Origin of the sequence: Rarobacter faecitabidus, from assembly GCF_006716265.1 — a bacterium.
Lineage (GTDB): Bacteria > Actinomycetota > Actinomycetes > Actinomycetales > Cellulomonadaceae > Rarobacter > Rarobacter faecitabidus.
Genome location: NZ_VFOS01000001.1, coordinates 203,471 through 218,296, shown reverse-complemented (window position 1 = coordinate 218,296; position 14,826 = coordinate 203,471). Strand labels below are relative to the sequence as shown.

The following is a 14,826-nucleotide window of genomic DNA, read 5'->3' as shown; positions in this document are numbered from 1 at the left end:
GGAATCCTGCTACTGGTGCTTGACCGGCGGCTGCACGTCCAGGATGATCTGCGAGATCACTGCCTCGGGGGTGACGCCATCGAACTCCGCCTCGGGATCGAGGATGAGCCGGTGCGCTAGCACTGACTGCGCCAGACCCTTGACATCATCGGGGGTCACGTAGCCTCGGCCCTGGCTGGCCGCCCAAGCGCGAGAGGTCTTGGCGAGCGCCAGGCCGCCGCGGACGGAGGAGCCGAGCCTAACCTGCACGGCCGTGCGCGTCGCATCGATGATGCGCGCGATGTAGTCCGTCACGAGCGGGTCGATGTAGACGGCACGAGCAACGTCGGCCATGGTCAGCAGCGTATCGGGCGTGACCACGGGGTCGAGGGTGACCTGCCCGGCCGAACCGTCGATGATCTGCACCATGGATGCGTGATCCGGGTAGCCGATCGACGTCTTGAGGATGAAGCGGTCCAACTGCGCCTCGGGCAGGCGATAGGTGCCCGCCTGCTCGACGGGGTTCTGCGTGGCGATCACGAGGAAGGGAAGCCCCACCGAGCGGCTCACGCCGTCGATCGTCACGTTCCGCTCCTCCATCACCTCGAGCAACGCGGATTGCGTCTTGGGTGAGGCGCGGTTGATCTCGTCAGCGAGCACGATGTTGGCGAAGACGGGCCCACGGTGGAACTCGAATTCGCCCGTCTTCTGGTCGTAGACGGTCATGCCGGTGACATCGCCCGGCAAGAGATCGGGTGTGAACTGGATGCGGGTGACCGTGCCTGAAATGGATTGCCCCAGCGCCCGCGCGAGCGACGTCTTGCCGGTCCCCGGCACGTCCTCCAGCAGCAGGTGCCCCTCAGCCACCGCTGCGGTCAGCGCGAGCCTGATCACATGCTGCTTGCCGAGAATCACCGATTCGACGTTGTCCGCCAGGCGGTCGAAAACGCTCTTGAACCATTCGGTCTGATCCTGCGTGATAGCCATCGAGGCGGCCTCCTGGGTCATGGACGTCTGCCCAATCGTAGTGGATTATGGCGGCGGGCGAGTGGAGCGAACCGGTGTGGACGAGCTCCGCCACGCCCCGCGCGGACTTGGCGGTGCGCTATGTCACGGCGGCGGTTCGGGGCAGTCATACGTGCGGGTGATCTCCGTCCCTGACGAGGATAGCTCCGAGAGCGAGTTCTTCCAGGTCAGCTTTGCCGTCACCGTGTAGGTTCCCGGCTCGTAGTCGTTGCCCTGCGGGAAGGACCAGGAGAACGTCGGACCGCTCGACAGGTCGTAATTCGCCGGCGCAGCGGACGATCCGGACGGTGGTTCGATGCGCAGCGTCCACTCCCAGTCGGAACCCTTGATGGACGAGAAGCTCGGGACCGAGAAGTTGACTGTGCCACCGCCGGCATCCGTGAAGCCACCGCCTCCATCCGGAACGGGCGCGGTGCAGCTTGCGCTCGAGGGCACGCTGGGGGCGGACCAGCCACCGGGCTTATAGGCGGCATGGGTCGACGCGGGTCCCACGCGGTAGCGCTGGGTGTTCTGCGAACTGTAGCCGCCCTCGGCGGTGAGATAGACCGAGACCACGTGATCGTTGGGGTTGAGGATCGACTCGTCGTAGATCTCCGCGGTGAACGTGACGTCGCCGATCGTCACGGTCTTGGGGTCGAGGCGCACGGTGAAACCGCTGTCCAGGGTGCCCTCGACCTTGTACTTGATGGCGTTTACGACCTCGGCGTTGTCGGGCGTGACGACGATCGTGAATTCCTCGTTCACGCGCGCCACGTCACCATAAGTGTCCTCGCTGCGTATGCCGGTGGCCCCGCGGCTGCTCAGGGCGGTCGCGTCGACCGCCCTGGCGCAGAACGTGATCGTGACCTTCTTGTTCCTATCGGAGCTCGTCAGAAGCGTGGCGTTCTGCGTCACATTGTTCCCCGCGGCCTTGATCTCCGCCTTGCAGGTGCCGGATCCCTTGAGCCATCCGTAGTAGTAGTTGGTGTAGCCGTCGATCGCGACCGTGGCCGTGAACGAGTCGCCCTGCCCGTCGCGCGTGACCGATTCGACGCGAACCCCGCCGATGCCATATATCCGGGCGGTACGACTGGATGACGGCAGCGAGGGGTCGTCGCCGGGTACATCGCCGTTCGATCGGGCGAATGCGCGCACCTTGATGTCCTGGCCGGCGGACGGCACCGACTGGAGTTCGGCGTTAATGCTGGTGCGACTGGCGGAGACATCCCAACTGGTGACGTCGCCCGCCTGCTCGAGTTCGATCCGCCCGACCTTGCGGGGATCGAGGTTGGTGATCTTCACGTCGACCATGCTCGTCTGGCCGCCGGGCGTCGGCTTCCATTGCACGGTGGGAGCGGGTGGCGGCTCGTAGCCCCAGCGTTCTACCGCCTCGGACTGCGCAGACCAGCCGCTGTCGCCGGCCTTGACCTGCGCGGTGAATGCGTAGCTCTCGAACGCTCGCGGCACCGTAACCGTGAACATGCACTCCCCGCCCTGAACCGGCGCGGTCTTGTCCACCGTCCCGTTTCGGAGCACCCGGCATTCGGTGACGTCGCCCCGGCCCGACGCCCGGGGCGTGACCCTGAGGGTGAACTGCGTCCCGCGCACGCTCGTCACCTCGATCGCCGGGCGGGCGGGAACCGACTCGTAGCGGAACTTGATCACGCCGCGACCGGAGTTGATCGTGCGGGTCGAGGCGGCCCCGCTGTCCCAGACCGTGAAGCCGATTTCGTACTGGAAGCTCGTCGTTGGCGCCTCGGGGGTGCCGGGATCCACGGTGAGGGTGAGCACCTTGCCGGAATCGGCGGCCTGGCACGTCAGTGCGGCGACTTCCTGGCACGCATCGTATTCGATCCGGCCGTTGTCCCAGCCGTAGTACTGGTCGAGGGCAGCCGAGATGTGGTCGGCGAAGATGTTGGCCGTGAGCGACGGCTGTCCGCCACCGCCTTCGAAACCGTCGAATTTGAGCGTGGGGAGCGTTATCGGAAGGAACGTGAGGTTCACCGCGCTGGCAGGCAGCACGCGGACTGTCACCTGCATTGTCACGGCCGGCGTGTAGGCGCCGTCGGGCCCGACAAGCTGGGCGAGCACGTCGAACTGCGTCGGAGAGGTGGTAGCGGGCACCTCGTCCACAACGACTCGGGTGCCGTCCACGCGTACCGGCAACGGCGCCGCCGCCTCGTCCACGAGTTCGACGCGCAGTTTGGCCACATCCCCGAGGCCGGATGCCTGGCGCCAGGCGATGCACGGCTTCAGATCGACGTCGCCGCCTTGCTTGGGCTGCACCTCTATCGTGCGCGACGGGCACGTGAATTCGGGCGGCGAGTTCTCCAGGACGATCTCGAACGACAGCCCGAGCGTCACTTCCGAATCGTCCACCCCGGCCCACGCAACGCGCACGTAGCAATCGTCCCGCGTAGCCGCGGACTCAGTCCCCGCCGCGTACGTCACGACCGTCCCGCTTAGCGTGCACGACGCGGGCGCGGGCTTCGCGTCCTTGCGCTGGCCGCCGACAGTGACACCGGTGACGTTGAGGCTGCGCCCCACGAGCGGGACGATGGCCTGCGCGAGATCCACGCTGCGCGTGCTGCCCTCGTTGAGCGTGTATATGCGGCTCGGCTCACGCAATTCCGGCTTCAGCACCGATGACCGCGGAAGGTGCACGAATCCGTATGAGACCACGACGGGGTTCGACCCGGCAACCCGCAATTCGAACGGGACCACTCGCTCGGTGGCGCCGAGCTTTCCGCGCACCCTGGTGGCGCCATCCGCACTCGCGGAATCGTCGTCCGATAGCAGCGACAGCTTGAGCGATTCCCCCGACCATACGACTTTGCCCGTGTACACGTCGATGTCGAAGGTCTCGGCCCCGTCACTGGGGTCGATGCCCGTGATCGCCGCGGCAGTCACGTATGAATCGCTGATGCGCGGGAACTGCGGGATGGTCTCGTCGGACGAGTGGACGATCACGAACGCGGTCGTCTCCCCGATGAGTTGACCGATCTCGCGGCTGGGGTCGAAGATCCCGTCCTCGTTGGGCAGCCCCGTGACGACCGTGTACTGATAGGCGGAAACGCCCTCGTCCACCGGCGCCGTGAATGATTCGCCGTCCGGCGCGAGCGTGCCGAGTGCCGTGGCGACGCGGCGCGCGGTTTGGCTAGCCTGGTCGATCTCGGTCGTGATTCTCTCGACCTTGGTGATCCGCGCCGATTGCCCATCGGGAATGGAGTCGTTGGTCAGCGGCGTTACGACAATCTCGTTGCCCGCTGGCTCGTATCGGTAGTCGTTGAACGCGACGGGCTGCGGTGATGCATCGATCACCGCCACGATCACGGGGACCGTGGCGGTCGCCGACCCGCTGGTGACCGTGATCGAGAAGGTGATGGCCGACGGCGATGCGTCCGAGCCCTTGGACTCGACGATGACCGAGGTCAGGTCCTCCCCGATGCGGGCGTGCGCGCGCGACTGATCGATGCCCGAGATGGCTGAGATCGTTGCCCCACTCGGGATCGCGTCGCCGGCCTGGCTCAGGTCGATGACGGTCTGGCCGCGCTGGAATAGCCGGCCTGTGAGTTGCGGGATGGGCAGCCCCGAGGTGGTGGGCGGCTCAACCACGAACACGGTTGCGGTTCCGCGCGTGACCTTGTCGGGCCGGCCGCGCGGGTACACGTAGTAGGAGATTTCGCGCTCTCCGGGCGTGGTGGGCGCGAGGATGCGCAACTTCGATCCGGAGGCGAACGCCAGCCCGTTGCCTGCCAAGTCGATCGACTCTGTGTCCTTGATCGGCCGCGGGTCCAGGACGAGGTCGGCGCCCGCCGCGATCACGTCGTTGCGCAGGACATCGAGGTCGCCCGTCTGACCAGCCGCGATCTCGATCGTGTCGGGGACGGCGATCGCCTGGGCATTCAGCGGCTCGGGGACGAGGAACACGGTGCCGAATCCGCGCGTCTGAGTCGTGCCGCCCGTCGCGCTCTGGGCGATGACCGTGAAGGAGAAGCGGCCCGCAAGCGCGCCCTGAGGGCCGAGGGTCGCGCCGCCGGCCGTCTCGTCCGCCGCGACTCTGAGGGACGAACCGGAGAACTCCGCGATGGCAACCCCGCTCTCGGCGAGCGTGGGCGAGGCACCCGCGAGGGGGGTTACGTCCTTGATACCGATGGCCGCGCCGCCGGGATTCTGGACGGTGGAAAGCAAGTCGACGCGCGCGTCGTTGCCGGGGCTGACGTGCACGGTGATCGGATTCGCCGTGACGGTGGCGTCATCGGAATCGACGACGGAGAGCCGTACCGTGCCCTCAGCAGTGGCCTGGCCAGCCGTGACTCCGTAGGTGAAGGTGTACTCCCCCGGCTCGCTCGCCGTCACCTGTATGGTCGCCGGGGCCTGACTCACGGTGAAACTCAGCGCCGGGTCATTGTTGGTGATGGGCAGGAGCCGCGTCGCGCGGGCCACGCCCGTGGTCAGGTCCGCGACCGGAATGGTCACGGCCCGGCCAACCACGCCGGTCACGGCGGCAGGGACGATGGTGGGTTGCGCGTCGGCGCGCACCTCGATGCTGAGCGCTCCGGCGATCGATTCCCCGAGTGCATCAGTCACCACATAGGGCACCTCGATGGGAGCGGCGGAGGCCTCGTCGGGAGCGCTGAACACCAGGCGGCCCTCGGGCAAGGCGACCACGGTGCCGGCAGCGGGAGTCGATGCCGTCATGCTCAGCGCATCGCCATCCGGATCGACCCAGTACTTCAAGACGTCGGCCGTGATCACGGCTCCCGGGCCGGCCGTCAGGCGCGGCGCGCCCTGGCTTCCCATTCGCACCTCGCGCGGCGCGGACTGCTGCGCCGCCGGATCGTGGGTGGAGACGCGGACGACCGCATCGCGCTCATGGCCCGCAGTGCCGTCCGTGATCTTGAACCGCAGCGTCGCGGCGGCGTCATCGGCGCCCGTGGCATCGACCACGACCGCTGTATTGCCCTCCACGAGTCGCGGAGCGCCGAACGACGCGTTCTTCTCCGCCCACTGCACCGTGCCGGGGACGATCGAGATGACGTCCCCGGGGTTGGGGTCGGAGGCCCCGATGAGCACCGGCACCCGCGTGACAGCCCCCGGCCGGACGCCGAACTCGGCATTTTCACCCTTCGGCGGAATCGGCGGCTGCGGGGAAGGCGCGTCAATGAGGGTGTCATCGCGCTGGTCGTTGTCCGCGACGTCGTCTATTTCCCACGTGAGGGTCGAGGGAACGAAATCCCACGCCCGACCATTGAACACCCAGGCGGTTCCGCGGGTGATGTCGCTCAGCACGATGGTCGAACCGACTCGCTGGAACACGATCCGGTTGTCGCTCTGAGCCAGCGCATCCTGATTGAGGGTTTCGAACGAGCCGTCGCACGTCGTGGCGATCAGCGCGCCCGCCGATGTCCACGCACCGAGGACGCATCCGTCCGCCAAGACCTCGGGAACCGCAACGCTGGCAGACGTCGCGGCGGAGGGAAGCTGGACGGATGTCGACTCGCCTTGCGCGTCGTAGCTGTCGTATCCCGTACCGGTGGCCACGACCAGGCGCGCGTCGAGTGTGGGACTTGCGAGCACCGCGTCGGCGCCGACGTCAGCGATCCGCGTGCCGTCGATCCACAGCGCTGCCGGCGAATCGGGGGTCTCCCTGGTCAGCAGGGCCCAGTGTTCGGCGAACGTGGTGAGGTCGGCCTGCCGCGCAGGGGTCTGGGGAAGTTCGATCTCCAGTGGGGTGCGGCTCGCCTCCGCGTCAGGGAGCGTGAGGTCCTCGGTGATGAGCACGCCGTCCTGCGTGAGGGCGGTGACTCGTCCGAGTTGGTCGACGCTCGCGGCGACGATGCGCTCGGTCGTGCCGTCGGCAGTGGTCTCGTTGAGCGCAGTCAGGCTCCTTCCCGCCGCGAGGTCCGCGATCGTCGTGGCGTAGACGCGCTCGTTCTCGTCGCGCAGCACGATGTAGTCACCCGCCGTCTCGACGTCGGAGATCGGTGCGGGCAGTTGGCCGAAGGCGGTGTCCTCGTCCACGGGGGCCGGGCGGGCGGGGTCCACGACAAAGTAGCGTTCGCCGTGCAGCATCACTGTGTTTGTGCCGTCTTGCGCAATCCATTCGGGGAACGAACGGGTGGTCTCCTGCGCCGTGGTCAGTTCCATCAGGTCGACGTTGAGGCTGCCGTACAGGGAGCGTCCTGCCGCAGCGTCGCGGTTGATCCACACCGTGGATTCGTGCACCTGGATCGCCTGCACGTCGGCGGGCCGGCTCACCGCGAACGCCACGCCCACAGCGGCCGCGGCGACGGCGAGCACGGCAACGAGGGCAATCGTCTTACGGCGCGGCGCGCTACGAGTGGTCGCGTTCTCCGTCGTCATGTCAGCCGCCGCGGGTCACGAGGACGGCCGTCAGGGCGACGATGATCGCCAGCAGCCCGCCGCCGACCGCCGCGGCGAGCGCGAGCGGGACGGTGCGGCGGCGCCGACCGCTGGATTCCACATCGTCGGTGGGGCGTAGCGGGCCCGTCTCGCCGCGCGGGCGCCGGCTGGAGGCCACCTCGACGCGGGATCGCACGACCGGCGGCCGGAACGTGGCATCCTGCAGATCCGGGGGTGGGGCGAACGACGTATCGGCCTGCAGCACATCGAGCGGCGTCACAGTGAGACCGAGCCGGCGTTCGACCTCCTGGAGCTGGCGGCCGATCTCCTCGGCCGACTGCTGGCGCCGCTGCGGGTTCGCCTGCATTGACTGCGCGAGGATCCCCTGGAGTTCGGCCGGGATGTCCGCGCGTTTGATCGGCGTGTATTTCGCCTGCCTGACGCGTGCGGAGAGCTCGTCCGAACTATTTCGCCCCGAACCGGGGATCTCGAACGGGCTGTGCCCCGCGAGAAGGGAATACACCGTGGCGCCGATCGACCACACCTCGCTGGGAATCGACCCGGTGATCTGATCGGAGACGACCTCGGGCGCGCTCCACGGCACCGACAACGCCATGACGCTGGTGTTGCCGGAGAGTGACGAGGCGATGCCGAAGTCGGCCAGGACGGGAGCGCCGAAGGAAGTGACCATCACGTTGGAGGGCTTGATGTCCCGGTGCAGGACGCCCAGGCGGTGAGCAGATTCGATGGCCCCCGCGGTCTTGACGCCGATCCGCAGGATTTCGGCGATGGCCATCGTCTCCTTGCGATAGCGCTGCCCGATGGCGACCGGGCAGTACTCCATGGCGATGTACGGGCGGCCATCCGACGAGATGGAGGCCTCGTACACGGTAACGATGGAGGGATGGGAGCCGAGCTGGGCCATGACGTCGGCCTCGGCGTTGAACATGCGGGCCACTGGCTCGTCCACCACGTCACGCAGCAGCACCTTCACCGCGACCTTGCGCTTGGGCATCTGCTGCTCGTAGAGGAATACGTCGGCGAATCCGCCCAGGCCGAGCACGTTGACGTGCGCATAGCCGGGAAGCACAGGTGGTTTGGACGGTGGTCGCCGCGCCATGGACTCCCCTCCTCGGGCTCGCTCGGGATAGCGGGGTCGCCAAATGCGGCTGCCCCAAAATGTCACTCTACCGGGTAGAGAAGTACCTTATCCATTGCCGGTTAACCACCGGTTATTACTGGAGGAACTACAGTCGTAGGCGTGACCTTCGACGATCTGGGGGGCCAGGCCTCCGCACTTGGCCCCGAAACCCCGTTTAACCCGGCGCTGTGGCGCGCGCTGCCGCTCGGCGAGCGGTTCGAGGACATCACCTACCACCGGGGGATCGATGCCGCCGGGCGCGATCTGCCCGTGGTCCGGGTTGCCTTCGACCGGCCCGAGGTGCGCAACGCTTTTCGACCGCAGACTGTGGACGAGCTCTACCGCGCCCTCGACGACGCCCGCATGACCTCGGACGTGGGGACTGTGCTACTGACCGGCAACGGGCCGTCACCGCGCGACGGCGGGCACGCGTTCTGCTCGGGCGGAGATCAGCGCATTCGGGGTCGTGACGGCTACCGCTACAACGAACCGGGCGACCCGGGACGCGCCGGGCGCCTGCACATTCTCGAGGTGCAGCGGCTGATCCGCACCATGCCCAAGGTCGTGATCGCGCTCGTCAACGGCTGGGCCGCCGGTGGTGGGCACTCGCTGCACGTCGTCGCGGACCTCTCCATTGCGAGCCGCGAGCATGCGCGGTTCATGCAGACCGACGCCAATGTCGGATCGTTCGACGGTGGCTACGGGTCGGCCTACCTGGCCCGGCAGGTCGGGCAGAAGCGCGCTCGGGAGATCTTCTTCCTCGCCCGCGAATACTCCGCGCAGCAGGCGTACGAGTGGGGATCGGTCAACGACGTGGTCGATCATGTGGAACTGGAGAACGCCGGCCTGGAGTACGCGCGCATCATCGCCACCAAGTCCCCGCAGGCGATCCGCATGCTGAAATTCGCGTTCAACCTCGCGGACGATGGGCTGGCCGGGCAGCAGGTGTTCGCGGGCGAGGCCACTCGCCTCGCGTACATGACGGACGAAGCCGTCGAGGGGCGCGATGCGTTCCTGGAACGACGCGACCCCGACTGGGGTGCGTTCCCGCACTACTACTAGGCGCGGGCAGCCTCTGCGCCGCGCTCACGGGATTGCTCAGGACTTTACGCAAGTGTTCTGAGACATATCGTGCGTGTTTGCCGGAACTCCGATGAGATCTCACTCTCGGTTCCCGCTTTACATACAAGAAGTGAGGACCTCGGCTCGTGCCGAGGTCCTCACTGGGTCAATTGGGTCATGGGCGATCTGGCGCCCGCAAGCGGGCAATTAGGTCACGAGCACGGGTCAGGAGCCCGAACCTGCCTTGCGCCTGACCCAGCCGATGACGGCGGTCCCCACGAAAAGGACGATGCCGATGATCGCCAGCCACATCAGTCCCTTGAAGGCGAACCCGACGACGGACAGGACGGCCCAGACGATGAGCAGAAATACGATGAGTGATGCCATGCGCCTCACGCTACGCCCGTGGCATCACCCCCGCGACCGGAGTCACTAGCGGACCTCGCCGGGGTCGCTCACCGACGCCGTCAGCGCCGTGGCGTAGGCCAGCCATCCGAGGTAGGGGACGAGCAGCCCAGCCGCCACCTTGTCCGTCCTGCGCAGCGCGGCGATCTCGGCGGCCACTACCGCGTCGAGGGCAATGATCGTGCCGAGTGCCGCCGTGCGCTTGCGGGCGTCGAAGAATAGCGGCGTCCAGGCCGCATTGAGGACCAGTTGTCCGGTGTGGAGCAGTCGTTGCGTGCTCGTGACGGTCCGCCATCCAACTACCGCGTTGGCCGCATACAGCGCGGTCCAGGCAGGCGCGAAGGCCGCGGCGGGCGGGGCCCAGCGCGGCTTGTCCAACCGCGCGTACACCTCGGCGGCGTTCCGCGACCCGTAACCGCCGATGGCCGCGGCAGCGGCGACCGTGCCGACAGCCCAGACCCTGACCCAGTTCTTTGCCATGGTGCACCTCACGCGCTATCAAAACCGACAATCCTGTCCCCGCTACTCCACCGTCTCGCGTGGCCGACCAGCGCGCAAACGCGCGCTGTCGGCGCTCGGCGCTGGCAGCGCATCGGGGGAATCGTCCACGGCCTCGTGCAAGAGTTCGCCCACGCGTCTACTTGCGGCCGCGCGAAGCGGAATCGGGCCACGCCGGACTGGTCGCCGAACTCGTCCCTACCCCTCCTGGTTATCTTCGGCGAGCCGCCTCATAACGGCGCGCCAGCGGGTTTCGGTTTCGGCGTCGAAGTCCGCGAACACCGATTCGAGCATGCGAACCTGCGCTCCGGTGAGTTGCGCTTCGAGGAGGGCTCCGTCCGCGGAGGTCGTGATGCGGCGAATCCGCTTGTCCTGCGCGTCCGGAGCGAGGGTGAGGAGTCCGAGCTTTTCGAGGTCCTTGAGCGGGCGGTGGATGGCCTGCTTCGTCACCTTGAGCAAAGAGAGAAGGTCGCCGATGGCAATCCCCGGTTCGCGTTGCACGAAGTAGAGGATGCGGTGGTGCGCCCGCCCGAGGCCGCGCTCGGCGAGGATCCGATCGGGAAGCGACGTGAATGTTCGGTAGCCGAAGTAGAGCGCTTCGACGTCCTGCCGGAGTTCCCGTTGCCGCTTTGAGTCAACCATCTTGACCTACTTCCGTGCTGGCGCGATACTGGGTCAAGTATATTGACCGTTCCCAAGGAGGCGGCGTGTTCTCGCAGCGCATCGACGGGCTCCGCCCGTCGCCGATCCGATCCATCCTCAACGTCATCGAGCGTCCGGGCATGGTCTCCTTCGCCGGTGGCCTCCCCGCGACGGACGCCCTGCCGTCCTGGTCGGGCGCCGTACCCCCCGCATTGCTCCAATACGGCCGGAGCGAGGGCGAACCCGAGTTGCGTGCTGCCGTATCGGACAGCCTGCGCGCGCTGGGCGTCGATGCTCCCCCTGAGCGGGTAATGATCCTCAGCGGCAGCCAGCAAGGCATCGATCTCACCGCCAAACTCTTCGTCGATCCGGGCACGACCGTGGCCGTGGAGTACCCGACGTATCTCGCCGCGCTGCAAGTGCTTCGCTTCTACGGCGCCGAGTTCGCAGACATCGCTACCTCTGCGCTCGAACGGGTGCCCCTCGGATACGTCGTGCCGACGTTCGCCAACCCCACCGGCGCGTGCATGAGCGAAACAGAACGAGACAGACTCGCCGAGACCTGCCTTAGAACGGGAACCGCGGTCTTCGAGGACGATCCCTACCGCGAGCTTGCATACGAGCCGTGCGATCGAACGCCGATCGTCGCGCGGATGGTCGGCGGAACCTGGATCTATCAAGGCTCGTTCTCCAAGACGTTCGCGCCGGGGTTGCGACTCGGCTATCTCGCGGCCTCGGAGGACCTCTTCGAGCACCTTGTCGCCATCAAGCAGGCCACCGACCTGCACAGCTCGCGACTATCGCAGCGCATCGTCTTCGACGCGATCACCGATCCCGGCTGGCCAGCGCGGCTGGCAGGCCTCGTCAGTTTCTACCGCAGCCGCCGGGACGCATTCGAGGGGTCACTGCGGCGGCACTTCGATGGCCTCGCCACCTGGGACACCCCGCCAGGAGGCCTGTTCTATTGGCTCCGGCTGCAGCGTCCAATCGATACCCGCACCCTCCTGGCCGATGCCATCGAGAACAGGGTCGCGTTCATGCCCGGGGAAGAGTTCTCTCCGGGACAACCCGACATCGGCACCATGCGCCTGAACTTCAGCCACGCGAGTGCCGACGACACCGAGCGCGGACTCCGAACCCTCGCCCGGATCCTGGCACGCGCCTCCTAGTGCGCGCCGCGGGGAGAGTGCTCGCCCCGCGGGTCGGCGCGGTCCGCAAGTCCTGGACGCGCCGGTCAGTCAGCGCGGCTGGCGCGCAACTGCGGTCCGACACCCGCGGGCCTGTCCTCGCTCCGCTGCGGCGGCTCCTCGAATCACTCCACCCAATACAAATAGCCGAGGGCCCCGGCTTTCGCCGGGACCCTCGCCGATTTGTGGAGCTAAGGAGAATCGGACCGGTTGATGCAGCCTAGTGCTCGATCATGTTGGAACGTGCTCTGAACTGCAAGAACGCTGATTTTGCGATGCAGTGGGATGCGGGGAAATGGCCACTGATTTGGCAATTATCGTGGGGTTTTCGTGGGGTCGGACGTCCTTCCGAGCCTTGATTCGCAGCCAATGGTGGCGGTGGCGAAGCAGGCGATGCGCATCTTGATCGACGCGGTCGGCGACGTTGGCCCCTTGATTTCGTCGAGTTCCGCAAAGTTGAACGCACTCTCCAGTAGCGAGCCGATGACGTGCTCGCGTTCTTCGCCGCGGCTACGCCTCACGGTGTCGTATTTCCAACCGCCACCTGGTCTGTTCCCTGCTCGAAGCCGCAGGATTCAGGCACCATCTACATCCTTGATTACGAAGAGTCGCTCTTCGTGCTCTGCGGGCCAGAGGGCACGCATAGCACACCAGGTGGGGCTTGCGGTTCTCCACGCAGTGGAATACAGTGTCTCATATCTACTCGAATCAACAATGGAGTTGACCCTTGAGTTCTTCTTTCCGCGCTCCAGCAGCTTTTTTTCTTGGCAGTCCTTTTGGGCGGGCTCGCGGGCACCTTGGGTGCGACTAATGCCAGCGCCTATGCGTTCGGTAGTTGCAGGTACAGCAAAGACGCGATCTCTCCCATTTCGTACCGGTTCTTCTCTGTTTCTGACACAAACGAGTATGCGGTGAAAACTGCAGCTACTCAGTGGAACAACACGAGCGCTCCAGGGTACTTCGCTGAGCACTCAACCTCTGCTGATCCAGAGGTCAATGTCACTGACGGCTCATACAACAAGGACGCATACGCCTGGGTAGCGTTCTCATGTAAAAGCAACGGGACATATACAGGCGGAGAAGTCGATCTCGTCATCAACAACCAACATTCGAACGGACTCACGACGCTTAAACGACGCGCTGTTACGAGTCATGAACTTGGGCACGCCTACGGGCTTGGCCACGTGTCAACCGGCTGCCGAATAATGCGGTCTGACATCGGATTCCTCACCGATTGCAGTATGTCCTCGCCGCAAACAGATGACGTCTCGGGCGTCACAGCTCGCTATAAGTAAACGAATCGGGGAAGAGAAACATGGCAACAATAGGACGAACGGCGCAGCGATGGAGCGCGATAGCATTGACGTTCGCACTGGCAGTCGTGGCAACCTGGTACGCATTCAACCTCCTGAGTGATTCCGACCCTGGCGAGCAGGTACAGATAAGCGCCCCAGTGCTCTACGAATCGTTGCAGGATGTCGTCGAGGCAACAGATGCGACCCTGGTCGTCAAAGCAATATCGGAGCCTCGCCAAGAGGTTGATTTCGGACTTGATGGCAAACCGGACCACGCCGACGACGAAGGCCTGCCCGTGGAAGTCGTTGACGTGGAAATCCTTGAAGTCCTTTCCGGCGATGTCGAGGTCGGCTCGACTCTCACCTTTATTCAGCCGCGCACCGGGTCACAGGACGAGGACTTCAGTGATAGTGACCGCCTCAATCTCGATGGAGAGAACCTCATCCTGGCGTATGAAATCCCCAACCACCCGCTGGGCAACGGAAAATCGACGTGGTACGCACCAGGGAAAGGCCAAGGAATCTTCGATGTCGATGCCTCCGATGAGGTCAGCGTTCGTGACCAAGGGGTGTTCCCCGAGACCTTCGGACGAGACGGCAGTAAAGAAATACCACTCGACGAGATAGCCGAATAGACGGCCGCTGCACGCCAGCGATACGCCTGACCGCGATCAGCGGCATTCACTGCGGCGACTGGGAAACAGTCACGCTCGTGAGGATCCGAAGGCTTGTGAAGTGCACCTCGATCATATGAATCAGCGTGGTGCTTGGTCCTCCAAGCCGGATCAATAGTGCTACGCGCCCCTCACCTAGGTGTGCAACAGCCCTCTTTTTGTGCCATTTTCGTGCCCTGGGGCGGGTCACTCTGTGCTGACGTCGCCGGTCTCGGCCCACACGTAGCGGGCGAGGTCGATGCCTTCGCGCAGTTCCGCCCACAGGGATTCTTTTGTCCATTCTCCGAGGGGTCGCGACCAATCTTTGGCGCCGCGGTCGGGGATGAGTTCGAGTCCTGTCCCGCACAGGTCGACCGCGTCGACAGGATGCGGGACGGCGTCGGCCAGATCGTGTCGTCCCGGTGGGAGGAGTTCGACGCTCAGTCCGTGTGCGGGCCCTCCCCCGCGCGGGTGTAGTGGCGCGGCCTGTAGCACGAGGGCCCAGTCTTCGGGTAGTTCGGCTGCGGCTACCTCGTCGATGACTGCTCGGGCCGTCTCGGTGACGTCGTGCATGGCCGCCTCAATCCCCCTCG

Annotated in this window: 11 protein-coding genes; 4 read left to right on the top strand and 7 right to left on the bottom strand. The window is 65.8% G+C overall.

Annotation, left to right across the window (positions count from 1 at the left end):
- Positions 1 to 9 precede the first annotated feature (9 nt).
- The 3 genes from FB461_RS01065 to FB461_RS01055 all read right to left on the bottom strand — a co-directional run bounded on the left by FB461_RS01065 (position 10) and on the right by FB461_RS01055 (position 8,470).
- Positions 10 to 966 carry an AAA family ATPase gene (locus FB461_RS01065; protein ID WP_142118148.1) on the bottom strand — a complete coding sequence of 319 codons (957 nt, stop codon included), beginning with the start codon at positions 964 to 966 and terminating at the stop codon, positions 10 to 12.
- Positions 967 to 1,089: 123 nt separating this feature from the next.
- Positions 1,090 to 7,350, bottom strand: coding sequence for an Ig-like domain-containing protein (locus FB461_RS01060; protein ID WP_142118146.1), 6,261 nt, complete (start codon positions 7,348 to 7,350; stop codon positions 1,090 to 1,092).
- 1 nt (position 7,351) lies between these two features.
- Positions 7,352 to 8,470: a serine/threonine-protein kinase gene (locus FB461_RS01055; protein WP_142118144.1), complete on the bottom strand. Its 1,119-nt coding sequence runs from the start codon at positions 8,468 to 8,470 to the stop codon at positions 7,352 to 7,354.
- A gap of 141 nt (positions 8,471 to 8,611) precedes the next feature.
- On the opposite strand from FB461_RS01055, the gene FB461_RS01050 reads away from it, so the two are divergent.
- A complete protein-coding gene (locus tag FB461_RS01050; RefSeq protein WP_281282054.1) occupies positions 8,612 to 9,553 on the top strand; it encodes a 1,4-dihydroxy-2-naphthoyl-CoA synthase in 942 nt (313 codons plus the stop codon).
- A 225-nt stretch (positions 9,554 to 9,778) separates the two neighbouring features.
- Here FB461_RS01050 and FB461_RS11915 read toward each other — a convergent pair whose 3' ends face one another.
- The 3 genes from FB461_RS11915 to FB461_RS01040 form a co-directional block, all read right to left on the bottom strand.
- Positions 9,779 to 9,940 (bottom strand): hypothetical protein, encoded by a 162-nt coding sequence (locus FB461_RS11915; RefSeq protein ID WP_170222532.1) that lies wholly within the window; start codon positions 9,938 to 9,940, stop codon positions 9,779 to 9,781.
- 45 nt (positions 9,941 to 9,985) lie between these two features.
- On the bottom strand, positions 9,986 to 10,438 hold the full coding sequence (locus FB461_RS01045; RefSeq protein WP_142118142.1) for a TspO/MBR family protein: 453 nt from the start codon (positions 10,436 to 10,438) through the stop codon (positions 9,986 to 9,988).
- A 216-nt stretch (positions 10,439 to 10,654) separates the two neighbouring features.
- Positions 10,655 to 11,098, bottom strand: a complete 444-nt coding sequence (locus FB461_RS01040; RefSeq protein ID WP_142118140.1) for a MarR family winged helix-turn-helix transcriptional regulator — start codon at positions 11,096 to 11,098, stop codon at positions 10,655 to 10,657.
- A gap of 65 nt (positions 11,099 to 11,163) precedes the next feature.
- Between FB461_RS01040 and FB461_RS01035 the strand changes: the two genes are divergently transcribed.
- The 3 genes from FB461_RS01035 (at position 11,164) to FB461_RS01025 (ending at position 14,215) form a co-directional block, all read left to right on the top strand.
- Positions 11,164 to 12,267: an aminotransferase-like domain-containing protein gene (locus FB461_RS01035; protein WP_211349815.1), complete on the top strand. Its 1,104-nt coding sequence runs from the start codon at positions 11,164 to 11,166 to the stop codon at positions 12,265 to 12,267.
- A gap of 929 nt (positions 12,268 to 13,196) precedes the next feature.
- The gene (locus FB461_RS12470; RefSeq protein WP_425466899.1) at positions 13,197 to 13,580 is read left to right on the top strand and encodes a matrixin family metalloprotease; all 384 of its coding nucleotides are present in this window, start codon (positions 13,197 to 13,199) and stop codon (positions 13,578 to 13,580) included.
- A 65-nt stretch (positions 13,581 to 13,645) separates the two neighbouring features.
- Positions 13,646 to 14,215: a hypothetical protein gene (locus FB461_RS01025; RefSeq protein ID WP_142118136.1), complete on the top strand. Its 570-nt coding sequence runs from the start codon at positions 13,646 to 13,648 to the stop codon at positions 14,213 to 14,215.
- Between the two features lie 225 nt (positions 14,216 to 14,440).
- Here the strand turns inward: FB461_RS01025 and FB461_RS01020 are convergent, their stop codons facing one another.
- Positions 14,441 to 14,806: a hypothetical protein gene (locus tag FB461_RS01020; RefSeq protein WP_142118134.1), complete on the bottom strand. Its 366-nt coding sequence runs from the start codon at positions 14,804 to 14,806 to the stop codon at positions 14,441 to 14,443.
- Positions 14,807 to 14,826: the final 20 nt, after the last annotated feature.